Origin of the sequence: Nocardiopsis alba DSM 43377 (assembly GCF_000341225.1) — a bacterium.
GTDB classification, from domain to species: Bacteria; Actinomycetota; Actinomycetes; order Streptosporangiales; family Streptosporangiaceae; genus Nocardiopsis; species Nocardiopsis alba.
In genome coordinates this window covers 1-23,272 of sequence record NZ_ANAC01000036.1, presented here as the reverse complement: position 1 = coordinate 23,272, position 23,272 = coordinate 1, and the positions used below count along the sequence as shown (strand labels likewise).

Annotated in this window: 27 protein-coding genes and 1 CRISPR repeat array; of the genes, 11 read left to right on the top strand and 16 right to left on the bottom strand. The window is 68.4% G+C overall.

Annotated elements, in window-relative coordinates:
• Together D451_RS0125670 and D451_RS28180 are read right to left on the bottom strand one after the other, a co-directional pair.
• Positions 1 to 516 carry a DUF6879 family protein gene (locus D451_RS0125670; RefSeq protein WP_017536550.1) on the bottom strand — a complete coding sequence of 172 codons (516 nt, stop codon included), beginning with the start codon at positions 514 to 516 and terminating at the stop codon, positions 1 to 3.
• The gene (locus tag D451_RS28180) at positions 513 to 719 is read right to left on the bottom strand and encodes a hypothetical protein (RefSeq protein ID WP_081616132.1); all 207 of its coding nucleotides are present in this window, start codon (positions 717 to 719) and stop codon (positions 513 to 515) included. The genes D451_RS0125670 and D451_RS28180 overlap by 4 nt, the downstream gene beginning before the upstream one ends.
• Positions 720 to 998: 279 nt before the next feature.
• Between D451_RS28180 and D451_RS0125665 the strand changes: the two genes are divergently transcribed.
• From D451_RS0125665 to D451_RS0125655, 3 genes are read left to right on the top strand one after another with little or no spacing between them, the layout of a single operon-like run.
• The gene (locus D451_RS0125665) at positions 999 to 1,256 is read left to right on the top strand and encodes a hypothetical protein (RefSeq protein WP_017536549.1); all 258 of its coding nucleotides are present in this window, start codon (positions 999 to 1,001) and stop codon (positions 1,254 to 1,256) included.
• A 14-nt stretch (positions 1,257 to 1,270) separates the two neighbouring features.
• Complete coding sequence (gene tgmB, locus D451_RS0125660) at positions 1,271 to 2,230, top strand: ATP-grasp ribosomal peptide maturase (protein WP_017536548.1); 960 nt, start codon at positions 1,271 to 1,273, stop codon at positions 2,228 to 2,230.
• On the top strand, positions 2,227 to 3,381 hold the full coding sequence (locus tag D451_RS0125655) for a methyltransferase domain-containing protein (RefSeq protein ID WP_017536547.1): 1,155 nt from the start codon (positions 2,227 to 2,229) through the stop codon (positions 3,379 to 3,381). The genes tgmB and D451_RS0125655 overlap by 4 nt, the downstream gene beginning before the upstream one ends.
• Before the next feature lie 176 nt (positions 3,382 to 3,557).
• On the opposite strand, the gene D451_RS0125650 is transcribed toward D451_RS0125655, so the two are convergent.
• On the bottom strand, positions 3,558 to 4,145 hold the full coding sequence (locus D451_RS0125650; RefSeq protein ID WP_017536546.1) for a helix-turn-helix domain-containing protein: 588 nt from the start codon (positions 4,143 to 4,145) through the stop codon (positions 3,558 to 3,560).
• An 86-nt stretch (positions 4,146 to 4,231) separates the two neighbouring features.
• Here D451_RS0125650 and D451_RS0125645 point away from each other — a divergent pair, with 86 nt between their 5' ends.
• Positions 4,232 to 4,858 carry an SAM-dependent methyltransferase gene (locus D451_RS0125645; RefSeq protein WP_017536545.1) on the top strand — a complete coding sequence of 209 codons (627 nt, stop codon included), beginning with the start codon at positions 4,232 to 4,234 and terminating at the stop codon, positions 4,856 to 4,858.
• 40 nt (positions 4,859 to 4,898) lie between these two features.
• Entirely contained in the window at positions 4,899 to 5,399 is a 501-nt protein-coding gene (locus D451_RS0125640) for a DinB family protein (RefSeq protein ID WP_014912727.1), read from the top strand.
• A gap of 60 nt (positions 5,400 to 5,459) precedes the next feature.
• Positions 5,460 to 6,281: a CRISPR direct-repeat array (repeat unit 29 nt; unit sequence GGGTCCATCCCCGCGTGCGCGGGGAGCAG).
• A 248-nt stretch (positions 6,282 to 6,529) separates the two neighbouring features.
• Here the strand turns inward: D451_RS0125640 and D451_RS0125635 are convergent.
• The 4 genes from D451_RS0125635 to D451_RS28130 form a co-directional block, all read right to left on the bottom strand.
• A complete protein-coding gene (locus D451_RS0125635) occupies positions 6,530 to 7,255 on the bottom strand; it encodes a hypothetical protein (protein ID WP_234305913.1) in 726 nt (241 codons plus the stop codon).
• Positions 7,256 to 7,557: 302 nt separating this feature from the next.
• On the bottom strand, positions 7,558 to 8,058 hold the full coding sequence (locus D451_RS0125630; protein WP_017536543.1) for a pentapeptide repeat-containing protein: 501 nt from the start codon (positions 8,056 to 8,058) through the stop codon (positions 7,558 to 7,560).
• A 52-nt stretch (positions 8,059 to 8,110) separates the two neighbouring features.
• Positions 8,111 to 8,476, bottom strand: a complete 366-nt coding sequence (locus D451_RS28010) for a toxin-antitoxin system YwqK family antitoxin (RefSeq protein ID WP_152473014.1) — start codon at positions 8,474 to 8,476, stop codon at positions 8,111 to 8,113.
• A gap of 54 nt (positions 8,477 to 8,530) precedes the next feature.
• Complete coding sequence (locus D451_RS28130; RefSeq protein WP_014913589.1) at positions 8,531 to 8,698, bottom strand: hypothetical protein; 168 nt, start codon at positions 8,696 to 8,698, stop codon at positions 8,531 to 8,533.
• A gap of 206 nt (positions 8,699 to 8,904) precedes the next feature.
• On the opposite strand from D451_RS28130, the gene D451_RS0125625 reads away from it, so the two are divergent.
• Positions 8,905 to 9,972 (top strand): DUF6924 domain-containing protein, encoded by a 1,068-nt coding sequence (locus D451_RS0125625; RefSeq protein ID WP_014908189.1) that lies wholly within the window; start codon positions 8,905 to 8,907, stop codon positions 9,970 to 9,972.
• Positions 9,973 to 10,164: 192 nt separating this feature from the next.
• Here the strand turns inward: D451_RS0125625 and D451_RS0125615 are convergent, their stop codons facing one another.
• Both D451_RS0125615 and D451_RS0125610 read right to left on the bottom strand, forming a co-directional pair.
• Positions 10,165 to 10,635 carry an NUDIX domain-containing protein gene (locus D451_RS0125615; protein ID WP_014912231.1) on the bottom strand — a complete coding sequence of 157 codons (471 nt, stop codon included), beginning with the start codon at positions 10,633 to 10,635 and terminating at the stop codon, positions 10,165 to 10,167.
• Positions 10,636 to 11,224: 589 nt separating this feature from the next.
• Entirely contained in the window at positions 11,225 to 11,638 is a 414-nt protein-coding gene (locus D451_RS0125610; RefSeq protein ID WP_086003602.1) for a DUF2000 domain-containing protein, read from the bottom strand.
• Positions 11,639 to 11,747: 109 nt separating this feature from the next.
• Here D451_RS0125610 and D451_RS0125605 point away from each other — a divergent pair, with 109 nt between their 5' ends.
• Positions 11,748 to 12,209 (top strand): Lrp/AsnC family transcriptional regulator, encoded by a 462-nt coding sequence (locus tag D451_RS0125605; protein ID WP_017536542.1) that lies wholly within the window; start codon positions 11,748 to 11,750, stop codon positions 12,207 to 12,209.
• Between the two features lie 64 nt (positions 12,210 to 12,273).
• Here the strand turns inward: D451_RS0125605 and D451_RS0125600 are convergent, their stop codons facing one another.
• Entirely contained in the window at positions 12,274 to 13,683 is a 1,410-nt protein-coding gene (locus D451_RS0125600) for an MFS transporter (RefSeq protein ID WP_241463389.1), read from the bottom strand.
• Between the two features lie 320 nt (positions 13,684 to 14,003).
• On the opposite strand from D451_RS0125600, the gene D451_RS0125595 reads away from it, so the two are divergent.
• The 4 genes from D451_RS0125595 to D451_RS0125580 all read left to right on the top strand — a co-directional run bounded on the left by D451_RS0125595 (position 14,004) and on the right by D451_RS0125580 (position 17,727).
• Positions 14,004 to 15,275, top strand: coding sequence for an erythromycin esterase family protein (locus D451_RS0125595; RefSeq protein WP_017536540.1), 1,272 nt, complete (start codon positions 14,004 to 14,006; stop codon positions 15,273 to 15,275).
• A 222-nt stretch (positions 15,276 to 15,497) separates the two neighbouring features.
• Entirely contained in the window at positions 15,498 to 15,926 is a 429-nt protein-coding gene (locus tag D451_RS0125590) for an OsmC family protein (RefSeq protein ID WP_014913421.1), read from the top strand.
• Between the two features lie 189 nt (positions 15,927 to 16,115).
• Positions 16,116 to 16,478, top strand: coding sequence for a hypothetical protein (locus D451_RS0125585; protein WP_017536539.1), 363 nt, complete (start codon positions 16,116 to 16,118; stop codon positions 16,476 to 16,478).
• A gap of 235 nt (positions 16,479 to 16,713) precedes the next feature.
• Positions 16,714 to 17,727 (top strand): C40 family peptidase, encoded by a 1,014-nt coding sequence (locus tag D451_RS0125580; RefSeq protein WP_017536538.1) that lies wholly within the window; start codon positions 16,714 to 16,716, stop codon positions 17,725 to 17,727.
• Positions 17,728 to 17,852: 125 nt separating this feature from the next.
• Here the strand turns inward: D451_RS0125580 and D451_RS0125575 are convergent, their stop codons facing one another.
• The 6 genes from D451_RS0125575 to D451_RS0125550 all read right to left on the bottom strand — a co-directional run.
• Positions 17,853 to 19,178 (bottom strand): MFS transporter, encoded by a 1,326-nt coding sequence (locus D451_RS0125575; protein ID WP_017536537.1) that lies wholly within the window; start codon positions 19,176 to 19,178, stop codon positions 17,853 to 17,855.
• Positions 19,175 to 20,320 carry a PLP-dependent cysteine synthase family protein gene (locus D451_RS0125570; RefSeq protein ID WP_017536536.1) on the bottom strand — a complete coding sequence of 382 codons (1,146 nt, stop codon included), beginning with the start codon at positions 20,318 to 20,320 and terminating at the stop codon, positions 19,175 to 19,177. Before D451_RS0125570 ends, D451_RS0125575 begins: the two co-directional genes overlap by 4 nt.
• A gap of 149 nt (positions 20,321 to 20,469) precedes the next feature.
• Positions 20,470 to 20,901 (bottom strand): hypothetical protein, encoded by a 432-nt coding sequence (locus D451_RS0125565; RefSeq protein ID WP_152473012.1) that lies wholly within the window; start codon positions 20,899 to 20,901, stop codon positions 20,470 to 20,472.
• Positions 20,902 to 21,037: 136 nt separating this feature from the next.
• On the bottom strand, positions 21,038 to 21,160 hold the full coding sequence (locus D451_RS28855) for a hypothetical protein (RefSeq protein WP_017536534.1): 123 nt from the start codon (positions 21,158 to 21,160) through the stop codon (positions 21,038 to 21,040).
• Positions 21,157 to 22,737, bottom strand: a complete 1,581-nt coding sequence (gene resB / locus D451_RS0125555) for a cytochrome c biogenesis protein ResB (protein ID WP_017536533.1) — start codon at positions 22,735 to 22,737, stop codon at positions 21,157 to 21,159. Before resB ends, D451_RS28855 begins: the two co-directional genes overlap by 4 nt.
• Before the next feature lies 1 nt (position 22,738).
• A partial coding sequence (locus D451_RS0125550) for a cytochrome c biogenesis CcdA family protein (protein ID WP_017536532.1) occupies positions 22,739 to 23,272 on the bottom strand: 534 nt, incomplete at its 5' end.

Genomic DNA, 23,272 nt, shown 5'->3' with positions numbered 1-23,272 from the left:
TCAATCGACTCGATACTCGGCGTGCGGGATGGCAAGAGGCCAAACCGATTCGAAGGCAGACCTGCAAAGCTCGACATCGGATCGCTCGACCGAAACCAGGATGTCCTCCATCGCCCCCTCTCCCGAGTAGTGCATGAAAATAACCTTTTTTCCATCGATAAGATAGAAGTCGTTTCCGGGGAGGGCCATGGACGAGACCCTCCGACGCGAAACCCAGCGTATATCCTCCCCTGCCTCAACCAGGGGGGTGGTCGTACTATGAGCCCACTTCTGATACTCACTCAACGGCTCGGAGACCACGAGAGCCCGACGGAAGACCTTTCCTTTATTCACCCCCCGACGCAGAGTTTCGCACCAACCACTCATCCACTCAAAGTCATCCACCTCGCCATTAACCCATTTGGCGAAAGGCTCTATCTCGGACTGTGTTCCGTAGGAATCCCGCATCTCCATATGAAGACACTCCGAGTCGAAGCTTTCGAAGATTTCATCGAACTCACTCTGAGTTATCCTCATTCCCCCTCCCCGGAGAAGCAACGAAGCATCCTGTCCGGGATCTCTACCACGGTCTCACCTTCAGGGATATCCATCTCATCCAGAACAGATTGATCTTCCACAACCCAGCCCTGAACCAACCACGACCCCTGGTCGGTCTTATAAATAGTTGGAGAACCATTAGGGCGCGACTCCGGGTATTTTCCCTTCAAAGTGATACGCATTCTTTTGTCTCCTTGTGGGGGGATTTGAGCAACAGGCCCATCATGATGGCTCTCATACTCCTCGGTCAAGCTTGTTGCGTGAAGTTGCATCGAGAAGCTTCAGAGGAGCAACTTCCTGCAACTTCGTTGCTCCACCGAAGACCCCCTGCCTAGGGTTCTCACCGAACACCCGCTTCTTTCGGACAACGGGATCCACCGAAGTCCGGCAACCTTCAAGGGCCGAAAAGAGTCATTCGACTCAACTCTTCTCAAATCTCAGTTGAAGGAGTTCAGGTATCCATGGCCAGTGTCCAGAGTTCCCTCACCGAAACCTCCCCCATCACATTCGTGCGCCCCTTCGGGCTGACCCGCTGCACCACCCCCGGCACCAGCGCGACCTACGACGTGAGCGGGATCGACTACGACACCGATAGGCAGATGTCGACGCGCGACGGTCGCCCCCTGATCGAACAGCCCATCCTCGGCACCGCGGTGCAGTGCACGGTCACGACCACCGAGGACATGCAGGCCTGGACCGACGAGGTCACCGACGCCTGACAGGAGACGATCCCGTGACCGTCCTGGTCCTGACCCAGCGGTTCGATCCCACGGCCGACCTGGTGATCCGTGAACTCCACCGCCGAGAGGTGCCCGTCTTCCGCTGTAACCCGGGAGACTTCCCGGAAGAGAGCGCACTGTGCGCGCACCTCTCCTCGACCGGCACGGTCACGGGAACCCTTCGTCAGGGAGTTCGAGAGATCTGCCTGACGGAGATCACCTCCGTCTACCACCGGCGCCCGTCCCCTCATCGAGCGCACCGCCATCTGAACGAGAGCGAGCGGCGGTGGTCCGAGCGTGAGGCCGCCGCCGGCTTTCACGGCGTCCTGTCCGCTCTGGACCGTTTCTGGTTGAACCACCCCGACGACAACCGGGTCGCCGCGCACAAACCACGCCAACTCGCGCAGGCCGCTCGGGCAGGCCTGTCTGTTCCCGAAAGCCTCATCACCAACACGACCCACGCCGCACACACCTTTGCCCTGGCTCAGGGCAAGACCGTGTACAAGCCGATGACCGGCGGGCCCGAACCCGACGGGTCCGGGCAGGTCAGGAAGGCTCTGTACACCACGGTCGTCGAGCCCGAGGAGATCGGGCCGGGGGTGGAGCGCACGGCGCACCCGTTCCAGGTGTGGGTCGACAAGGCCTACGAGGTCCGTCTCACGGTGGTCGGGGAAGAGCTGTTCGCCGCGCGGATCGACGCCCGGGGTGAAGCGGCTCGCACCGATTGGAGATCCGATTACGGCTCCCTTTCCTACGCCCCGATCCAGACGCCGAGTCCCGTGCGTGAGGCGGTCCTTCGTCTGATGTGCGCTCTTGGCCTGACCTATGGGGCACTCGACTTCGTCGTCACCCCCGACGGGGAGTGGGTGTTCCTCGAACTCAACCCGAACGGCCAGTGGGGATGGATCGAGCTGGCCACCGGTCTTCCCATCGCCTCAGCGATCGCCACCCGACTCTCCAAGGAGCACACGTGACACGTTCGACCACCGCAACCGAGGCGTTCGAGCCCGAACATGCCGCTCGCCTGGCCCGGGACCTATCGGAGAAGGGCGCGATCCGCTCGCCCGAGTGGCGTCGGGTCTTCGCTCGGGTGCCTCGTCATCTGTTCGTCTCCTCCTTTGTCGTGCGTACCCCCGAGGGCACCGTGGCCTACGACGAACAGACGCCGGGGTGGTTGGAGACCATCTACAGCGACGCCACGCTCATCACCCGCTTCTCCGCCGAGGGGCTGGCGATCAGCTCCTCCACCGAACCCTCACTGATGGCCTTGATGCTCGAACACCTCCAGGTCCAGGACGGGATGAAGGTCCTGGAGGTGGGGACCGGGACCGGTTACAACGCCGCCCTGTTGAGCGAACGCCTCGGCTCGGCCCTGGTGACCTCGATCGACGTCGACGGTGCCCTGGTCGATCGGGCTCGTGGGGCTTTGGAGGCTGCCGGGTATCGGCCCGCGCTGGCTGCGGTGGATGGAGCGCGAGGCTATCCGAACAACGCGCCCTACCAGCGGATCCTGGCCACCTGCGGGCTCGGCCGTATCCCGGTCTCCTGGCTCGATCAGTTGGACGAGGGTGGGCTGATCCTGGCCAACGTGGGGTTGGGGATGGCGTTGTTGCGCAAGGGGTCCGATGGTCACGCGCGTGGGCGGCTCCTGCCCGAGGCCGCCGGGTTCATGCGCCTACGCTCCTCTTCCGCTCCGGGGGTCCCCACCGTGTCGGAGGTGCTGTCGGTGACCGGGGGTGGGCCCGAGCGGGTGCGCGTGGTGGAAAAGGTCGCGGGGCTGGACGACCATGCTTCTTCGGAGTTCTTGTTGTCGCTTCTGTTGCCCTACGGTCTGCGCGTGGTCCAGCACCGGCAGGAAGGTCAGGTGCACGGGGTGCTCGATGGGGCCTCCGGGTCCTGGATGCGTGTGGAGGTGGACCACCAAGGACGGACGACGGTAAGCGAGCGGGGCGATCGTCATCTGTGGGCGACCTACACCGCCCTCCTCTCCGATTGGGAGGAGGCGGGTCGTCCTGAGATCGGCCGCTACGGGCTCACCGTGTCCCCCGACGGTGAACACCACCTCTGGCTCGACCACCCACAGAACACGAACACACCCCTGGATCAGGCAGAGACCACTGGCTGAGACCGGAGCCCCGACCCGTTCCCACGTGCGTGGGGCTCAGGCCCAGGGGGCCGGTCTGGTCGAGTTCTCCATCGGTCCATCCCCACGTGCGTGGGGCTCAGCCGGCGACCCCACCCATTTGGGCGGACATCGCCGGTCCATCCCCACGTGCGCGGGAACCGGTGGGGTCAGCGGGTTCAAGCTTCGGAGGCCGTACCGGTGCGCACGTGCGCGCGCACCCCTTGCAGATCGAACAAAACGAGAAGCTCGACCGATCCACCATCGGCACTACCCAGCCAGTGCGGCAGGGACGTGTCGAACTCGGCCACCTCACCGGGCGACAACGTCAGGTCTCGCTCTCCGAGCACCAGACGCAGACGACCGTCGAGCACGTACACCCACTCGAAACCCTCGTGGGTCTGCGGGGTCGGTTCGAGCGGTTCACTCCGAACGGGGATGATCATCTTGAACGCCTGAGTGCCACCCGGCCGCCTGGACAGCGGAACGAAGACCATCCCGAACCGCCGGATCGGCTTCAGATGAATGCGGGGGTCACCCGTGCGCGGAGCACCGACGAGATCGTCCAAAGGGACGTCGTAGGCACGTGCCAGCGGCAGCAGCAACTCCAGGGTTGCGCGGCGCCGCCCACTCTCCAGCCGGGACAGGGTGCTCTCCGAAACCCCGATCGTCACCGCGAGGTCGGCCAGGGTGATGCCCCGGGCGCGACGCAGTGCGCGAAGCCGCGACCCCACCACGTCGAGCACGTCTTCCGTTTCATCGTCCATGCTCGCACCTTGCCATAACCGCAAGATTCCGTGCCATATCAAGGCGGTTCGGTGAAGCTGGGCACACCCCGACACAAGGAGTCCCGATGGACACGAAAGACGCGACCACCTTCTGGGACGGCGTCCACGCGACCCGGCCCGTGGCCACCGATCCGCAACCGAACGACCGACTCGTCGAAGCGGTCACGGGCCTGGCGTCCGGCCGCGTGTTGGACCTGGGATGCGGTGAGGGCGGCGACGCGCTGTGGCTCGCCCGCCAGGGGTGGCACGTCACCGCCGTCGACCTCTCGGCCGTGGCGGTCGCGCGGCTCACCGCCCTCGCCCGCTCACACGACCTACAAGAACTGGTGACCGCCGAGCGGCACGACCTGCACACGTCCTTCCCGCAAGGCCGGTTCGACCTGGTCAGCGCCCACTACCTGCACTCCCCCCACGACCTGGACCGATCCGCCGTCCTACGGGCGGCCGCTCACGCGCTGAACCCGGGCGGGCTCCTGCTGGTCGTCGACCACGGCTCGGCCGCGCCGTGGTCGTGGACCCCCGCCCCCGACGCGCACTACCCGACCCCGCAAGAGGTCGCCGCGGACATCGACCTGGACCCCGCGACGTGGACGGTCGAGCGGGCCGACACGCCCCGCCGGATCGCGACCGGACCGGGCGGACGCACCGCCGAGGTCACCGACCACATCCTGCTCATCCGCCGCACCGCCTGACCCGAAGCCCGAAACCGCTTCCCGGCGAAAGGAACCCCTCATGTCCACCACCTCCCGAGACGACCGTCGCGGTGACTCCCCACCGCCCCGCACTGGAAACAGCGAAGCGGAGGTCCTACGCGGGTTCCTCGACTACCTCCGGACCTCGATCGCCGCGAAGGTCGAGAACGCCCCCGAGCCGCAGGCCCGAACGGCCGGAGTGCCCTCGGGGACCAACCTGCTCGGCCTGCTCCACCACCTGACCTTCGTCGAGCACGCGATGTTCCTCGGCGACCGGGTCACCGACTGGCAGGCGACCTTCCAGGCCGCTCCCGCGGACAGCGGGGCCGACGTCGTCGCCCGCTACCGGCGAACGGTCGAGCGGGCGAACAGAGTGCTCGATGGGTGCACCGACCTCGGCGCACCCGTCCCCCGACCGGGACCGGGCCGCCCCGCGCCCAGCCTCCGCTGGGCCCTGGTCCACATGATCGAGGAGACCGGCCGCCACGCGGGCCACGCCGACATCCTCCGCGAACAGATCGATGGAGCGGTCGGACGCTGACCGTGGTGCCTCCTCTGGCCCTCCGGAAAAGAACACCTGACCACCGCACCACGTGTGTCAGGGACCATCCCCGCGTGCGCGGGGAGCAGACCGTGTAGACCGGGGAGGCCAACCGGATCCGGGGTCCATCCCCGCGTGCGCGGGGAGCAGCGCGGACCGACCTACTCCGACATCGATGACCTGGGTCCATCCCCGCGTGCGCGGGGAGCAGTGGGCCCGGTCCTGAGCGTAGGCCGCTCGGGTGGGTCCATCCCCGCGTGCGCGGGGAGCAGTGGGCCCGGTCCTGAGCGTAGGCCGCTCGGGTGGGTCCATCCCCGCGTGCGCGGGGAGCAGTGGGCCCGGTCCTGAGCGTAGGCCGCTCGGGTGGGTCCATCCCCGCGTGCGCGGGGAGCAGCGCAGGTGGGACAGGGCGCACAAGGCCGGATGGGGTCCATCCCCGCGTGCACGGGGAGCAGTTGTTCGCCGCCGAGGCCACGGCATCCGCCAAAGGTCCATCCCCGCGTGCACGGGGAGCAGGAACTTGGTGGTGTTGATGACCACGGTGTTTCCGGTCCATCCCCGCGTGCACGGGGAGCAGGGGGTGCGGCCGGGGGTGCCGGTGTCGGGGGTGGGTCCATCCCCGCGTGCACGGGGAGCAGGAACAGAGCGAGATAGAAACCTACACCACGATGGGTCCATCCCCGCGTGCACGGGGAGCAGTTCGGCGATTTTCCGTGGCTGGATCAAGCGTCGGGTCCATCCCCGCGTGCACGGGGAGCAGCAGATGTTGGACCCAGGATGCGATTTTCAGATGGGTCCATCCCCGCGTGCACGGGGAGCAGGTGATCGTGGCGGTGTCGACGGTGTTGGTGCTGGGTCCATCCCCGCGTGCACGGGGAGCAGTCCTGACCTGCGACGCTACCCCAGCAGACCCGTCATTTCTGCACGTTGTTGAAAAACAGACAAACCAGACATCCCGCAACCACCCGCCCGAACACCACTCCCATCAGCCTAGACATTTTCGCGAGGAACAGGGGGCAGATTCAGGGGCTGCTTGGACAAAATGGGATCGCCCCGGCGTGGGTGGAGCCCAGGTGAACTGGTCCGGCGCGGTCGACTGTCGTGGTCGGTCCATCCCACGCGCGTGGGGCTCAGGTCGGCCTGGCGATCTGTCGGAGGTCTCTCGTCGAGGCAGCAATGAGTTCGTCGTCGCTTGAATCGAGCCGTCCCCCGACGGGATCCTCGGGCATCCCGATGCGCTCACGAAGGGCACCAACAGGTGTCAACCCCCTGGCCGCCGCTTCGGCGGCCTGATCGATCCACCAGCTCTCGGCACGCCATGCCGACGGACCGGCCACGGGTCGCGGTTCATAACCCCGGGCGTTCTCCGCGTCGGAAGCCCACAAGAAGCCGATGATCGTCCCCTCCATACGCACCGGACGGTAGAGGACTTCCCCGCGGGCCAGGATCCTGTAACCCGTGTCGACCCTCTTCGTTACGAACGGCCCCCGATCCCGCCCGTACAACATGTGAGGATCTTGGAGACGCTCGTTGATGGTGTCCTTCTCTGGCTCGTGACCAGGGTTGAGGAGCCGGCTCAGCTCACCCAGGTCGGCGCACGTATGGAGTCGGGCGTCTTGCGGGATTCCGCCGACCCCCGGCTGCGACGGCACCCCTTTCCACCTTCGAATGGAATCGATCGGGCCGAACCCTTCTTCAGCGTCCTTCGACAGACGACTCCCCCAGGCCTTACTCGAGCTGATCCTGGTTTCCAGGTCGGTCGCCCCCATGACCGCGAGGAACCTGGTATTGCGCTCCCCTTGGACCAAAAGCGCTCCGATGGGAAGCCCTTCCCACCGGATCATGTAGTAACGCACGGGGGTCGGATCCTTGCCGATCATGTCCCGCGCACGTCGACCGTTGATCCGGTCAGCAGGCCCTGAGTTCATGCCTTCCTCACCACCTCCGAGTGCGCACGCATCAATTTCTCATGAATCCGGACCGACTTTCCCGGCATCTTCGATCTTGATCCGAGCTCGCCTGGAGAGAATCGATGCCCCTGGTCGGGATAAGCGCCATCCGGAGCACCCGAAGCACGGGGAACCTTCCATGCTCAAGCCCGAACATCATGAACCGGCCATCGGCCGGAAGCACAGGCACGGAACGGCCCGGATCCACGTCAGACGTTACCGACCCTCACCTCCGGCGCGCCCTGCTCGGCGAACCAGGCCGCGAGTTCGTCCCCGACGAGCACGCGAGGCTCCCCGGGAGGTCCGACATCCGCCGAACCCTCGACCCATCCGCCCGCGCCCCGCACGTCCGCGCCCCCGATCCGAGTGGAGACGAACCTGGTACGTCCCGCCCTGTCATCAGGGCCGAACCAGACCCCTCTCAGATCCGCTCCCCTCAGGTCGGTCTCGTGCATCCATGACGCGTTGATCCAGGCACCGGACCACACCGATCCGGCCAGTTCCGAGCGATAGAACTCCGCCCCTACGAGCCGAGCACCGGTGAAGTCGGCGCCCTCCCCCGAGCACTCGGAAAGGCAGGCCTTATAGAAGTTCGCCTCGACGAACCGGGCACCCTCGATCAGAGAGCCCTGCAACTCGGCCTTCGTGAAATCACAGCCGTCGAACACCGTCCCTCTCAGGTCCTCGGCGATGAGGTACCTGTACCTCATCGAGAGCCCCCGACAACCGCATGACCAAAGATCAGCAGTTCCATTCCCGGGATCACCACAGAGGGTCATAGGTTTCATCCTTGATCAGGGCTCCATCCTCGCCCCATTGGCGCCAAGATATCAGATTCCCCTTCTCATCTAATTCTTTCCTCTCCACAAGTTGACCCGATTCGTTCCATTCACTCCAAACGCCCGCAGCCCCTCCAAATCGGGAAGCCCAACCCTCCGCTCGAATTTGACCACTCTCGCACCACTCCACCTGTGGACCGTCTTCCCTACCGTCAACGAAGGTCGTCAGACCAACGACCACATCGCCTGATTTATCGATCGCCTCTCCCGTAAACGGCTCCCCATCCAACAGGGCAGCACCGTAGTCGTCGTAGTCGTACTCCAACTCTTCTTCATTGACTCGCTTCATTAATACCCTCCCGTTACTTGATTCGAATCAGGACACTATTTGGGATGCGCGTGCTTAAATGAACTGAAGTCGGGCGCACCTTCGGTCATCGCTGCGCAGTTCGAGCAGACCGATCCCTGGGTGGGCTTGTATCCACAGACCCGGGACGGTCCGTTCCAGGGTGCGGGCGACCGTTTCCAGGCCGGGTTCCTGGGCGACCAGCGCGACCGTGTCGTAACTCAATGAGGCTCCGGGGAAGAGGGTCAGGGAGGCTGGCCAGCCTAGGTTTCTCCCCGTGCTCGGCCAATGGCCGTGACCGGAACAGGCCATCCGAGATCATCGGTCCTGGCGTAGAGACCGGCCTCTGCCCTCACCCCCGGGGCACCGGTTTGTCGGGCCCGACCGATACAAGGGACGAACCATAGGCCGCGACCGTGAAGAGGCCCCCGATGTCCCCCGCCCTGCCCCTGTCCCCCGACGGCGAGACCGAGCGCGTGCCCGGCGCGCTACTGATCCGCGGCGACTGCGACGACACCACCTGGAACGACGTGCTCTCGCGTATGGGCGAGTTGCCCGGCATGGTCGCCCACTCCCCCGGACAACCCCTGCCCCCGGCCCAGGGGCCCATCCCCCGGCGCCTGCTCATCTCCCAGGACCCCGCCTGGCGAGGCGCCGCCCCCGTGGATGTGTCCGAGGCACTGAGCGGCGAGGACGTCTGGGTTCCCGACCTGGTCCTGATCGCCGACCGCGGCACCACCCGCGATCCCGCACTGCGCCCGCTCACGGCCTTCCTCCCCGACGACGACGATCTCTACCGCTTCCGCGTCACGCCCCGCCAAGCGGCCATGACCTACCTGGTCACGCACCGCCCCGGCATCGAGGACACCCTGGAGCACCACAAGGAGTGCGGCGCCGCCGAGGTCGAACTCGAACCCGACGAGTCCTACGAGGACTGGTTGGACGGCGTCTCCGAAGTGATGGGCGAGGTCCTGGAGACCGCGACCCACCCGCCCCACTACCGGCCACCCGTCGCACCCCTGCCCGTGGTCACCCAGAACAACTGGGGGCTGCTCGTGCGCACCGACTTCAGCAACGACCGCGCTTGGGCCACTCTCGCCGAGGATGTGGACCGCCTCGACCCCCGGGTGGAGACCCCAGAGGAGTACCAGCCCTACGTGCAGATCGTGGACGATCCGGCGTTCGCGGGGGCCACACCGGAGCAGGTGATGGCGATCGTCCGTCCGAACGAGGACGAAAACGAAGACGAGGAGACCGGCGAGGAAGTGGTCGTGATCGCCGACCACGCCTCCATGAGCGGCTCCGACCGCACCGTCCTGGTCGTACCCCTGGAGGACAACGTCGGGTGGTCCTTCCGCCTGCCCTCGGACAAGGTGCGGAGCATGGCGGCCAATCTCTTCGTCGGCAACAACGACCTCTCCGACTGGATGAACCAGGGCTCGCCGAACGGTCCGGCGGTCATCACGGAGAAGGAGAGGCAGGCCTGGCGGGGCTGGTGATCCGGCTACCCGGGGTCGGCGCAGGAGGCGGCGGGAGCGATCCGTTCCTTCCGTTCTCCCCCGGAGACGGCCCTACGCGGCGATGAGCTCGCGCACCCCCAGGCCCTTGGTCCGGAGCCACGCTCCGAGCCGAGGGCCCTTTCGCACTCCGAAGACGAGGAACTCGCCCCTCGGAGGAGGGTCGGGGAGCAACTACTGAACGGCCTCGCCGTTCTCCAGATAGACCGTCGTCCCCTCACGACGCGCACGAGCCCCTTGAACGATCCTGCGAGCGAGCCGCGGGATCGTCGCCGTCTCGATCGAAGCCACCTCATGGAACTCATAGCCGGCCAGCTCAGCCGGGTCCAAAGCGATCTGGTCGAGCCACCGCCGATCGAGGACTCCCCCATCGAAGACGAACAGCTGCTTGTCTCCCTCGGAGAGGTTCGGCGCCCAGTCCACGACCAAGAGCCGCCCGATAGGCGGGGTGATGCCCAGCTCTTCCTTCACCTCACGCGCAGCGGCCTGGCTCGGGGTCTCCCCATGCTCGATGTAGCCGCCGGGGATATCCAGATAGTCCTTATAGGTGGGGACCACCATCATCACCCGCCCCTGCTCATCGAAGAACAGGGCGCCGGCGGCAACACGGGGACGGGCGAAGGATTCCGTGGGATCAGAGGCCATGCCCCGACACTAACGGGCTCGGATCTGGCCCACCCCCACGTGCGTGGGGCTCAGGGCGTCCTCCAGCACGTTCATGTAGGCGGCGAGGGCCCATCCCCACGTGCATGGGGCTCAGCCACAAGGCCCCGCCCCCGAAAGGGGCGGGGCCGGCCCATCCCCACGTGCATGGGGCTCAGACCCACGAACCCCGACTGCCCGACCACGAATGCGGCCCATCCCCACGTGCATGGGGCTCAGGGAAAACGACCTGCGGAAACAGAGGCCGTTATCTTCCCGCAACCTCCGGATCGAAGCGGCCTCCGCTCCTCACTCATCCCTACCACACCCGCCCCGAAGCAAGCCGGGAGAGGACACCTCACCTACTTGCCCCTCCACAGTCGTGAGGATCCGGGCTCGACCCTGTTTCGAGAACACGGTGTCCACACGACCGACGCCCCGGCCGTACGAGGGAGTGGACATGGACGTACTGCGGGCCGCCTTCAGGGAAAAGGCACTGACCTACCTGGGCAGAACTACGACACCCGGCTGGGCACCGGCCCGCCGGGGCGATCGCCCCTGAGCCATGCCCCTCCCCTCGATCGCCCTCGACTCAAGCCAGCAGGGGAAGCCTCTTCGTCAGCCTCGTGATCGCGTTGCGAGGCCCGAAGAGCGCCAGGCCGACATGGTCGATCCCCGAGGTGGGCGTCGCGGCCAAGGCGGTCTCGTACTCCTCATAGGTTCGGGACCGCCGCGCCACCTCGTTGAAGCCCACGGTGACGATGTCCTCCCTCGCCGACGCCTTCTCGTAGAGCTCGCGGAGCAGGTCCGCCGAGGCCGTGAGCGTGGGCACCGGATGAGGGTTGAGCCCCGCGTGGACGTTGCCCGAGGCGTCCTTCCCGTCCGCGGCGACGGAGTCCTCCAGCCGGCCGCCCATGGCCAGCCCCAGCACGGCGGCGGCGTTGGCGGCGAGCGCCGGTTCGAGCCCCTCACGCAGGGCGATGATCATCTTCATGGACGGCTTCACGGGCCTTCTCCAAATCATTCGTCTGTTGATCCACGCAGATGTTAGATATATGAACGGATTCAATTCCAGTGAATCGAAGGAAGTTCGGAGATCGAGTTAAAGTGGCCGCATGGACGAACTTGATTCGGTGATCATTCGCGAGCTCCAACTGAACGCACGGCAGACCAATCGGGAGCTCGCCCGCACCGTCGGGGTCGCCCCCTCCACCTGTCTGGAACGCGTGCGTTCGCTCGTCGAGCGCGGGGTGATCCGCGGGTATCACGCCGACATCGACCCGGCCGCGCTCGACCGTCGGGTCGAGGCCTTCGTCTCCGCGCGTCTGCGCCCCTTGAGCAGGTCCGTGATCGACGCGTTCAAAAAGGCGTTGATCGCCCTCCCCGAGGTGTCGGCCGTGTTCGTGGTGGCCGGGGACGACGACTTCCTCATCCAGGTCTCGGCCCGGGACCTGGACCACCTGCACGACTTCCTCATCGACCGGCTCAGTCAGCGGCGGGAGGTCGTGAGCTTCCGGAGCCAGATCATCTACGAGAGCAGCCGCAAGCACGTCATGGAGGACCTCTCCGAGAAGTGATGGGCGAAGGGCCGCCCGCCGTCGCGGACGCGATGAGGGCTCGCGCGCGACGGCGGGCGATCACTCAGCCGGCCTGCTCACTCGGCTCGACGGTGGCCGGCTCCGGCGTACGCAGGATCACCAGGGTTCCGATGACGAGCCCGACGCCCGCCAACAGCGCCGCCACCAGGAACGGGTCGGCGGTGTGCAGGGCGGGGGCGAACCCGATTCCCACGCAGACCGCCACCCCGGTGGCGCCGCCGAGCTGGTCGGCGGCCCGCTGCACGCCCGAGGCGATCCCGGCGTCCTCCTCGGTCACCCCGCTGACCGCGATGTACTGAAGACCGACGAGCCCGAAGCCCATCCCGGCCGCGATCAGCAGCATCGCCGGGACCAGCCAGGGCGCTCCGGCGCCCAGAACGGCCACCGTCGCGATCAGGGTCATCGCGGCCACGGTGAACCCGAGCCCCGTCAGAACGCACACGCGCGCTCCCCACCGGCCGAGCAGCCGGGGCACGAGCGTGGAGAACACGATCAGGGAGATCGCGAGCGGCAGCATCATGAGTCCGGCGCCCAGCGGGCCGATGCCGAGATGGTCCTGAAGGTAGAACGTGAACAGCAGGAACGAGGTCGACAGCGCCCCGCTGAGCAGCATCGTGGTCACGTTGGCCGTGACCCTCGACCGGTCGGCGAAGAAGCTCAGCGGCAGAAGGGGGTGCGGGGACCGGGCCTCCACCCGCACGAACCCGATGCCGGCCAGCACCGCGCCGGCCAGGGCCGCCACGCTCACCCAGGAGGGCGTTCCGGGTTCGCCCATCTCGACCACCCCGTAGGTGAACAGCAGCGGGGAGGCGGTCAGCAGCAGCGCGCCCGGCACGTCGAGACGGCCCGCCTCACGGGCGACCGGACGGTCGCGTTCGACGAGGACGAGCGCCGCCACGACGACGACCAGGATGAACGGCACCGAGATCAGGAAGATCCAACGCCAGCCCAGGTGGGCGGTGATGACCCCGGATAGGACGAAGCCGAGCACCAGCCCACAGCTGGCCACGGCGGCCCACACGCTCAGCGCGCGCGACCTGCTCCGCCCCTCGGGGAACATCAGCACGATGGTGGCCATGGCGGCCGGGAGGGCGATGGCCTCGCCGACGCCCTGCAAGAGGCGGGCGAGGACCAGCGCCCCGAAGGTGGGGGCCACCCCGGCCAGGAGTGAGGCCACGCCGAACAGGGTGGTGCCCGCCAGGAGGACGCGGCGCCGGCCCAGGAGGTCGCCGAACCGGCCGCCGAGCATCAGCAGTCCGCCGCCGGTGATCGTGTAGCCGACCACGACCCAGGTCAGGGCGTGGCCGTCGACCCCGAAGTCGTCGCCGATCGAGGGAAGGGCGATGTTGACCACGGTCACGTCGACCGCGATGAAGAACTGCAACATCGACATCGCGCACAACACCAGCCACGAACGCGCGCGAGAGGGGCCTTGCCCCCGGGAAGAGGGCATGCCTGGAAACATCAGGTGCTCCGTTGCTCAGGAAGGGATTCCGAGCAGCACGAAGGTGCCGCTTCGGTCTGATCACGAAGCGGCCGGGCATCCCGAAGGAGAAGGAAAGGTGTGTGGAACGCCCCGCCGCTAGCGGGACGTCCTGGTCACCGCGGCGCAGGCGGCGGCACTCGAAGCACTCATGGGAAGGAGGTTAACAGCGGCGCCGTCGACGGTCACTCGAATTATCGGGGGCCTGTGGAAGGATCCGGGGATCGCGCGCTTCGCGCCGTGCAGACGCCCCGCCCCCGCCTTCCGGCATCGAGAATCGAGCCCCCCCCATGACCCCGACCTCCCCGTTCTCCTCCTGGTCGCGCGACCACTTCACGCCGCTCGCCCACCTCGACCCCGACGCCCCGCTGGACGACCTGGAGCCGCTGCGCGAGCTGATCGGCGACGCGTGGGTCGTCGCGGTCGGCGAGAACTCGCACTTCATCGAGGAGTTCTCGGCCGTGCGTCGACGTGTGCTGCGCTTCCTCGTGGAGCGTTGCGGGTTCACCGTCCTGGCCTTCGAGTACGGCTTCGCCGAGGGCCACGTGCTGGACACCTGGGCCCGGGGCGAGGGCGCCGAAGAGGACCTGACGGACCATCTGGCCTCGGCCGTCCCCGTGGGGGTCGACGCTCCCCTGCGGTGGGTCCGCGAGCACAACCGGAGCGCGGAGCGGCCCGTGGGCTTCGCCGGGGTCGACGTCCCGGCCGCCGGAGGCTCGCTGCTGCCCGCCCTGTCCCTGGTCGCCGGGTACCTGCGCCGGGTCGACCCCGAGTTCCTGCCCGAGGTCGAGGAGGCCATGAGGATCGCCTCCTCCTTCGCCGGCCCCTCCGCGGCGGCGGCCGCGCCGAGGTGGGAACGCCTGGACCCCGCCGAGCGGAACGCTCTCGGCGCGCTGCTCTCCCGGCTGGCGATCCGCTTCCGGTCCGTCGAACCGCTCTACGTCTCCCGGGGCGGTCGACGCGACTACGACGTCGCGCTGCGGACGCTGGAGGTCGCCGCCCACACGGACTACTCCTTCCGTGCGATGGCCGACCTCTTCGCCGGGCGCGGCCGGACGGCCGACGTGTCGGCGCGTGACCACGCCATGGCCGCGTCGCTGCTGTGGCATCTGGAGCGCGGCGGCGCCGAGACCCGGATCGTGCTGGCCGCGCACAACGCCCACATCCTGAAGTCGCCGGTCCTCTTCGACGGCCGGCTCACGGGGTTCCCGATGGGGCACTATCTGCACGACGCGTTGGGCGGGGACTACTTCTCGCTGGCGCTGACCGGTGTCTCCGGGAACACGGCGGACATGGTGCCGGAGGAGACGGCGCCCTTCGGGTTCACCGTGCACGACACCGAACTCGGGGCGCCCGAACCCGGTTCCGTCGAGGCCGTCTTCGCCGACGGAGACCTCGGCCCCGGCCTGGTGGATCTGCGCCCCAGGCGTTCCTCCCTCGACGGCTCCGAGCCCGACCGGACCCGGTTGCAGAGCTCCTACCTCCACGTCCCCGTCGTCGACGCCTTCGACGCCGTGCTGAACACCGAGACCTCCACCGTCACGGCCGAGGTGCTCGGGTAGAGGCCGCACCGGGCCGGACGGTCCGGTGGGATGTACGGCTGCGGTCCGACCGGAACCGGCGTCCCCCTCCGGCCAAGGGGCCACGTTCCACCACGAACCGGACCGAAACCGGGGAGGGACCGGCGTTTCCATCGCCTTCACGGCCCGACCGATGCGACCCTGTCCACGGCCGGACAGCCGCCGGCCCACCGACGTCGTTCGACCACACGAGGAGAGCACCCCATGGCGACCACCCGTAAATCGACCACGCACTGGGAGGGCTCGCTCATGGAGGGATCGGGGACGGTGTCCCTGGACTCCTCCGGGGTGGGGACCTTCGACGTCACGTGGCCCTCCCGGGCCGAGCAGGCCAACGGACGCACCAGCCCCGAGGAGCTGCTGGGCGCCGCCCACTCCACCTGCTTCTCGATGGCGCTCTCCCACGGCCTGTCCCAGGCGGGCACCCCTCCCGAGACGGTGGACACCAGTGCCGAGGTGACCTTCCAGCCGGGCACGGGTATCACCGGCGTCCACCTCACGGTCCAGGCCAGGGTGCCCGGGATCTCCGAGGAGGACTTCCAACGGGCCGCGGAGAACGCCAAGGCCAACTGCCCGGTGAGCCAGGCCCTCACCGGCACGGAGATCACCCTGTCGGCCGAGCTGGCGGGCTGACCGGACCCGACCTCGTCGAAAGGGCCTTCGCGCGGGAACGTCGCGCGAAGGCCCTCTGTGTCGTCGCGTCCGGCGCGCGCCGCCCTCAGAGGCCCGGAAGGCCCGGCTCGTCCGCGATGCGGCACGGGTTCCGGTATCGTCACATCCGTGTGTGACCCCCGTCCGAAATCAGCGTCGTGGTCGTGGACGATGACCGCGTTCTCCGTGCTGCTCGCTCTCGGGGTCATCCTCATCTCGCTGTGCCACCCCTGGGAGGACGAGCCCCTCTCGTTCGGGCCCATGCCCGTCGCGAGCGCCGAGACCCAGGCCGTTCCGCCCGCCTCCATGGCCTCGATCGACGAGCACTGCCAGGAGAGCGACGGCGCCGTCGCCGACCAGCGCGGCGGCTCGGCCATCGGACCGCTGCTGCTCGGGTTCGGTCTCCTCGGCTTCCTCCGGCTCCCGCTTCCCGAGCGCACCCCCTCCCAGGTCACGCTCGCCCGACGACGGCACGCCACACCTCGCCTCGGCGGCGTTCGAGCGCTCATCTCCCTGTGCGTGCGGAGGGTGTAGGCCGATCGGCCCCGGCCCCCTCGTCGACACCCGAACCGTCGACCGACGGGCCGATACACCCCTGATCCCCGCCCTCGCCGAGGCGCACCCCCATGCACGGCGCCGCCTCGTGTCGACCGGGCGCGGATCCCTTCCTTCCCACGCGAACCACCGACGACGGCCTCACCGCCGCGTCGGTCCCTCGCGACCCCGGGCCACCGGCCCCGGTCGCGGGATCAACGATGAGGTGCATCCCATGGATTCGAAGCGGACCCCCGGCCTTCACCGGCGCCTGATGACGATCGGCGCCTCCGTGGCCCTCGGTTCCTTCTCCGCTCCCCTGGCCGTGGCCCACGCCGAGCCCGAGCCGACCCAGGAGGAGGTGGAACAGCGGATCGAGGGGCTCCTGGAGGAGTCCAGCTCGCTGGTCCAGGAGTTCAACGAGGCCGAGGAGGCTCTGGAGACCGCCGAGGCGCGGGTCGAGGAGATCGACGCGCAGATCGGTTCCGAGGAGGAGGTCTACGAGGGTCTCCTCCAGAAGGTGCGGGAGCTGGCCGCCGCCAGTTATCAATCCAGCGACCCGGACTCGGTGGCGGTCGCGCTGTACGTCGACAACCCCTCGGAGATCTTCGATCAGGCCGCCGACCTGTCGTACCTGTCCGAGAGCCGGCGCCGACAGTTGGAGGACTACGCCGAGAGCGACGCCCGCCTGATCGCCCTGAAGGACGAGGCCGACGCGACCTACGAGGACGCCGAGGAACTCCTCGAGGAGTTGGAGGAGGCCAAGGAGGAGGTCGAGAAGGCCCTGGCCGAGCAGGAGGAGCTGCTGGCCTCCTTCGAAGGCGAGAACCCCACGACCGCCGGTGAGAGCGACACGTCGGAGGGCCAGGACGCCGTGTACACGGGATCGGCCTCGGGCGACGCGCGCGCGGCGATCGACTTCGCGTACAGCAAGATCGGCGTGCCCTACCTGTGGGGCGGTACCGGCCCGAACGGCTACGACTGCTCCGGTCTGACTCAGGCCTCCTGGGCGGCCGCGGGCGTGAGCATCCCCCGCACCACCTACAGCCAGTACGAGATGCCCAACGCCGTGGCCTGGGAGGACATCCAGCCCGGGGACATCCTCTTCTTCTTCCCCGACCTGGGCCACAACGGGCTGTACGTCGGAAACGGCATGATGGTCCACGCTCCCAGCAGCGGCAAGACCATCTCCGAGGTCCGTCTCGCGGACTACTGGGCGGCCCACTTCGTCGGGGCCCGACGGCCCTGACCCCCGTTCTCACCCGGCCCTCGCCCGGGTGAGCCCGCCGGCCCGACGGCCCTTCCACGGACCGTCGGGCCGGCGGCCCCTCTTCGGCGGGCCGACCCCTGCTCACGGGGCCGGCCCGCCGTCGGTCACACCGGGCGCCGTTCCGGCACCGGTTCCGGCTCGGGTCGGGGCGAATACCAGCCGGCCCGGCCGATCAGCGCGGTGGCGGTGGCGCACACCGCCCCCACCAGGGCGAGCGAGAGCCACACCGTGCTCCGGGCCTCCGGCGAGGGAGCATCGAGTCCCGCCCCGACCAGGAGGTTGCCGAGGGTGATGGCCGCCCCCGAGCAGGTGTTGTACAGCCCGTAGTGCAGCGCCACCGAGCGCCTCCCCGCCAGCCGGACCACCGTGTCCATCTCGAAGGGGTAGGCGACCATGGTCCCCAGCCCCAGGAGCGCGACCGTGAGGGCGCCGGGCGCCGTGACCGCGACCAGGGCCGCGACCCACGACTCCGATCCGCTCGCCGCCTCGATCAGAGCGGGCGCGGCGAGCATCGGCAGGAACGCCGTCGCCATGATGAAGGCCCCCGCGGGGAGCGCCCGGGCCGCGCCCCACCGTTCCTTGATCCAGGCGGCCACCCGCACCTGGCCGACGATGGTCACCAGGGCGGTGACCAGGAAGAGGAACGCCACCGCGTACCGGCCCTGGTCGGCGCCCAGCCCCACCTCGACCGCGGCGTCCTGGGTCGCCAACGGGATCGACAGGTAGACCTGGAAGTTGAGCAGGTAGGTGCCCGACATCGCGATCGCGATGAGGAGGAAGCGTCCGTCGCGGAACACGTCCACGATCCCCGCGATGACGCCCCGACCGCTCTCCCGGTCGGTGTCCTCCGTCCCGGGGGCCGCGGTGGGCAGGGCGAGCCACTGCCACACGGTCAGGGCCGCGAACAGGATCGCCGCCACCGTCGCGACCACGGTGAAGTCGACGGAGAGCAGCGCCATGCCCAGCAGGGGGCCGATCAACGACCCCACCTGGTAGAACACGTTGAAGAGCGCGAAGGCCTCCACCCTGCGCTCCCCCGCCGAGGCCGCCAGGTAGGCGCGCACGGCGGGGTTGAACAGGGCCCCGGCGAACCCGGTCAGGGCCGAGGCGAGCAGCAGCACGACCAGGGAGTCGGCGAAGCCCAGCGCCGCGAACCCGATGGTGCGCAGACCGCAGCCCGCCATGATGGCGGACTTGTGGCCGAACCGTTCGGCCAGGCCGGCGCCGACGAGGAACATGCCCTGTTGGCACAGGTTGCGGGCGCCCAGGATCAGCCCGACCGCCCACACCGCGACGCCGACGCTGTCGGTCAGGTGGAAGGCCAGGTAGGGCATGAGCATGAAGAAGGCGGCGTTGATGGTCAGCTGGTTGACCATCAGCAGGCGCACGGCCGGGTCGAACGAGGCGAGCCGGTTCCAGGTCGTGATCATCGCCGGCTCCGCTCGACCGTGTCCGTGCGGCCCTCGGCGATCTCGCCCACCTTGGCGCAGCGCGTCCACGCGGTGACGACCCGTTCCGAGGGGGTGGAGATCTCCTCCGGCTCCTCGGTGGAGGGGGTCTCGAGCAGGCCGTGGGCCCGGCAGTAGTCGTCGTTGTAGACGGTGTCGAAGTAGCGCTGGGGTCCGTCCGGGAAGATCGCCACGACGCGTTCGGTGATGGGGCGGGTGTGGGCCAGCCATCGGGCGACCGTGGCGACCGCGCCCACGCTCCAGCCTCCGCTGCAATAGTGCGTGGAGGCCAGCGTGCGTGCCGTGCGCACGGCGCGCGCCGGGTCGACCCAGTGGACCTCGTCGAAGAGTCCGTGGTCGACGTTGCCGGGGACGATGCTGCTGCCCAGGCCGCGCATGATCCGCTTTCCGGAGGGCTGGCCGAAGATGCCCGACCCGACGGCGTCGACGCCGACCACGCGCAGGTGGGGCAGGAAACGGCGCAGTTCGCGGCCGACCCCGGCGGAGTGTCCTCCGGTGCCGACGCTGGCGACGAGCGTGTCGATGCGTCCCAACTGGGCGATGAGCTCGTGGGCCAGACCCCGGTAGGCCTCGACGTTGTGCGGGTTGTTGTACTGGTCGGGGCTGTAGGCGGTGGGGTCGGCGTCGAGCAGCGCACGTACGCGTTCCCTGCGCGCCTGCTGCCATCCGCCTCGGGGGTGCGGGGTGTCGACGATGTCCACCTCGGCCCCGTGGGCGCGCAGCAGGCGGACCATGAGCGGTTCCATGCCGGTGTCGGTCACCACGGTGACGGGGTGGCCGAAGGTGATGCCGGCCAGTGCGAGCCCCAGTCCCAGGGTGCCGCTGGTCGATTCGACGATCCGGCCGCCGGGCGCGAGCCGTCCCGACTCGCGGGCGCGTTCGATCATGTAGAGGGCGGGCCGGTCCTTGATGCCGCCGGGGTTGTGCCCTTCGAGTTTGGCCCAGAAGCCGCGGCGCGGCTCGCAGTAGGGTTCTCCGACCCACAGCACCGGGGTGTTGCCCACGGCTCCGGCCGGGGTTCGGCGCATGGTCGTGGCCGGTGCGGCCAGGAATTCGGCGGGACTGGGCGCGGGCACGGGTGTGGGAGCGATGTTCGTCCGCATACTGTTCTCTTCCGCTGAGCACGCCACGGGACGGCGGGGCCGGTGGGGATCGCGTCCCTCGGGGCCCGCCGATCCGGTTCACGTGCTGGAGGTCCGACAGGGGCTTCGGGCCGTCTCCGCCACGAGGGGCGGGACGGCCGGAGCGGCTCCTATATGCGCCAGACGCACAGAGGGATCAGCGGTGAGAAGTTCTCGCGGCGGCGACGCGCGTGGCGTGTGTTGAGCACCCGCATCTCGCCGGTGGAGACGGAGGGCCACGGTTCCGGGCACAGGGTCGCCAGGGCGGTGTCGGTCACCGGGGGCGTTCCCTGGTCGCCCGCCCCTCGTTCCTGGACGGGAACGAGGTCGGTGCCTCCGGGGTGGTGCTGTTCGCAGGCGGCCTGTTGGCCTCCGGGGACGCTCGAAGGCGCGGGTTCGGCGATCCGTTCGGCGGTGGAGGCCTGGAGGCGAGGGCCCGTCTCGTGCTCCGGATCGGGCTGGAACCAGCCCACCGCGCACATCATGTGCAGGGCGGTGATGACCACCAGGAGTACGGGCAGGAGCCTGCCCCTCCGGTGGGTCCTCATCGCCGTTCGCGTCACACCGCGATGCTACTGAAGGTCACTCGCCCATCGCGGAGAATCACCGACATGTGGTGGAGGACACCATCACGATGCCCGGGAACGACGGGGGCGGGACGGAGCCGGTCCCCCGGCTCCGTCCCGCCCCGTCACCGGATCAGGCCTGCGAACACGGACCACCGGAGGCGAACGCCCGCCCGAGGAAAGGGGCACGGGCGGCGAAGGCGCCGATGATCGACGCCATGCCCTCGTTCGCCGGTGCGGCCGGGAGCGGACTCACCGTTCCTCCTTTCCGGTGTCGGACCCGCCGGAGAGTCTCCCGGCGAGCCTGGTGGTGATCTCGTGGAACTCGGCGTTGTCGCCGGCCACCTCGGTCTTGCCGAGCCCGGCCAGTTCCACACGGGTGCGGCCGTCCTCGCCCGGGGTGGCGCGGACCCAGACCCGTCGGGGACGCACGAACAGCGTCAGCAGAAGCCCGACCACGGCCGAGGAGGCGGCCAGCAGCGCCGGCACGCGCGCCCCGTCCCGGTTGCTCTGGAGGGAGACGTAGTCCTTCACCCCGGTGAAGGTGATCGACCCGGCGCCGTCCGGCAGCTCCCAGGTGTCACCGATCTCCATGACGGGCGACTCGCCGATGTTCTCCATCCCGGCGGTCTTCAACTGGTAGACCGACTGCGGGTCGACCATCCCCAGGTCGCCCTGGTAGGCCTCCAGGGTCACCATCGGGTTCTGCACTCCGGGGAAGCCCGAGACGAGTTCTCCCTCGGAGTCCTCCATGGCGGTGGGCAGGAAGACGCCCACGAAGCCGAGCTCCTCGCCTCCGGTGTCGGGGACCTTGATGACACCGTCCGAGGTGTAGGTCATGGTCTCCCGGTGCAGGAAGGGCACCGCCTGGTCGAAGACCAGGTCGCCGTCGGCGTTGCGCACCTCGAACCGCGGCGCGTAGCCGTGCCCCAGCAGATAGATCTGCACCCCGTCGACGCTCAAGGGGTGGTTGACCTCCAGGGTGTGCTGCTGCTCGGGTTCTCCCGGCCCTTCCCGGTAACGGATGTCCGCCACGAAGGAGGAGGCCTGCCCGCGCAGGTTCCCCTCCTCGATGAAGGTGGCCTCGAACTCCTCCAACCTGATCGTGAAGGGTTCGAAGGCGTCGGTGTCGGTCCAGTGGCCGGGGTAGATCGCGTCGTAGGAGGGCAGCGTGTTGGCGAAACCGTCGCCCTCCACGATGAGCATGTTGCCGCGGTAGCCGAAGAACGCCCCGGCCGCCAAGGCCAACAGCAGGCCCAGCAACGCGAAGTGGAACAGCACGTTGCCGGCCTCGCGCAGGTAACCGGTCTCGGCCGAGACCGAGTTCTCGTAACGCTCGACCCGGTAGCCCTTGAGCACCTTGCGGGCCCGAGCCAACACCTCATCGGGAGGGGTATCTGTGGAGAAACGGGCCACGTAAGGCATCCGCGACAGGTTCCTGGGGGTGGCCACCGGCCGGGCCCGGACCGCCTTGGCGTGCACCAGGGCCCGCGGGATCACGCAGCCCGCCAACGACACGAACAGCAGCATGTAGATCGCCCCGTACCAGGGCGAGGAGAACACGTCGAACAGGTAGAACCGGTCCAGCCACGGGGCCAGGTCGGGGTGCTCCTGGTAGTAGGTGGCCACCTGGTCGACGCTGACCACGTTCTGCGGCAGGAACGAACCCGGGATGGCGCCCACCGCGAGCAGGAACAACAGGATCAGCGCGGTACGCATCGAGGTGAGCGTGCGCCAGATCCAACGCGCCCACCCGATCACCCCCAGACCCTTCGGGCCGGAGGAACCCTTGTCGGTCATCGTGTTCCCACTGTTCTCGGAGAGGACGGCCATCTCAGATCACCGTCTGGAAGTCGGCGGCCCAACGCTGCATCCCGATGGTCATCTCGGTCCACAGTCCGCTCACCATGGCCAGGCCGACCAGAACGAGCATGACCCCGCCGACCACCGTGACCGTGCGGGTGTGGCGCTTGAGCCATCCGAAGGCGTTGAGCGCGCGCCGGTACAACAACGAGGCCAGCACGAAGGGCAGCCCCAGACCGACGCAGTAGATCAAGGACAGGAACATGCCCCGGCCGGCGCCGCCCTCGACGAAGGCCAGGGTCTGCACCGCGGCCAGGGTCGGGCCGATGCACGGGGTCCAGCCCAACCCGAACAACACCCCCAACAGAGGCGCTCCGGCCAGGCCGGCGCGGGGCAGGCGGTGGAAGCGGAACTCGCGGCCGAAGCCGGGCATGACACCCATGAACGCCAACCCGAGCACGATCGTGAGCACGCCCAGCACCCGCGTGATCGGGTCGGTGTAGACCATGAGCAGATCGCCCAGCCAGCCGATGAAACCACCGACCGCCACGAAGACCAGCGTGAA

Coding starts and splice junctions, on each gene's coding strand:
- D451_RS0125670 (WP_017536550.1), bottom strand. CDS start 516: ATGAGGATAACTCAGAGTGAGTTCGATGAAATCTTCGAAAGCTTCGAC.
- D451_RS28180 (WP_081616132.1), bottom strand. CDS start 719: ATGCGTATCACTTTGAAGGGAAAATACCCGGAGTCGCGCCCTAATGGT.
- D451_RS0125665 (WP_017536549.1), top strand. CDS start 999: ATGGCCAGTGTCCAGAGTTCCCTCACCGAAACCTCCCCCATCACATTC.
- D451_RS0125650 (WP_017536546.1), bottom strand. CDS start 4,145: ATGGACGATGAAACGGAAGACGTGCTCGACGTGGTGGGGTCGCGGCTT.
- D451_RS0125645 (WP_017536545.1), top strand. CDS start 4,232: ATGGACACGAAAGACGCGACCACCTTCTGGGACGGCGTCCACGCGACC.
- D451_RS0125640 (WP_014912727.1), top strand. CDS start 4,899: ATGTCCACCACCTCCCGAGACGACCGTCGCGGTGACTCCCCACCGCCC.
- D451_RS0125630 (WP_017536543.1), bottom strand. CDS start 8,058: ATGAGGTACAGGTACCTCATCGCCGAGGACCTGAGAGGGACGGTGTTC.
- D451_RS28010 (WP_152473014.1), bottom strand. CDS start 8,476: ATGAAGCGAGTCAATGAAGAAGAGTTGGAGTACGACTACGACGACTAC.
- D451_RS0125625 (WP_014908189.1), top strand. CDS start 8,905: ATGTCCCCCGCCCTGCCCCTGTCCCCCGACGGCGAGACCGAGCGCGTG.
- D451_RS0125615 (WP_014912231.1), bottom strand. CDS start 10,635: ATGGCCTCTGATCCCACGGAATCCTTCGCCCGTCCCCGTGTTGCCGCC.
- D451_RS0125605 (WP_017536542.1), top strand. CDS start 11,748: ATGGACGAACTTGATTCGGTGATCATTCGCGAGCTCCAACTGAACGCA.
- D451_RS0125600 (WP_241463389.1), bottom strand. CDS start 13,683: ATGCCCTCTTCCCGGGGGCAAGGCCCCTCTCGCGCGCGTTCGTGGCTG.
- D451_RS0125595 (WP_017536540.1), top strand. CDS start 14,004: ATGACCCCGACCTCCCCGTTCTCCTCCTGGTCGCGCGACCACTTCACG.
- D451_RS0125590 (WP_014913421.1), top strand. CDS start 15,498: ATGGCGACCACCCGTAAATCGACCACGCACTGGGAGGGCTCGCTCATG.
- D451_RS0125585 (WP_017536539.1), top strand. CDS start 16,116: ATGACCGCGTTCTCCGTGCTGCTCGCTCTCGGGGTCATCCTCATCTCG.
- D451_RS0125580 (WP_017536538.1), top strand. CDS start 16,714: ATGGATTCGAAGCGGACCCCCGGCCTTCACCGGCGCCTGATGACGATC.
- D451_RS0125575 (WP_017536537.1), bottom strand. CDS start 19,178: ATGATCACGACCTGGAACCGGCTCGCCTCGTTCGACCCGGCCGTGCGC.
- D451_RS0125570 (WP_017536536.1), bottom strand. CDS start 20,320: ATGCGGACGAACATCGCTCCCACACCCGTGCCCGCGCCCAGTCCCGCC.
- resB (WP_017536533.1), bottom strand. CDS start 22,737: ATGGCCGTCCTCTCCGAGAACAGTGGGAACACGATGACCGACAAGGGT.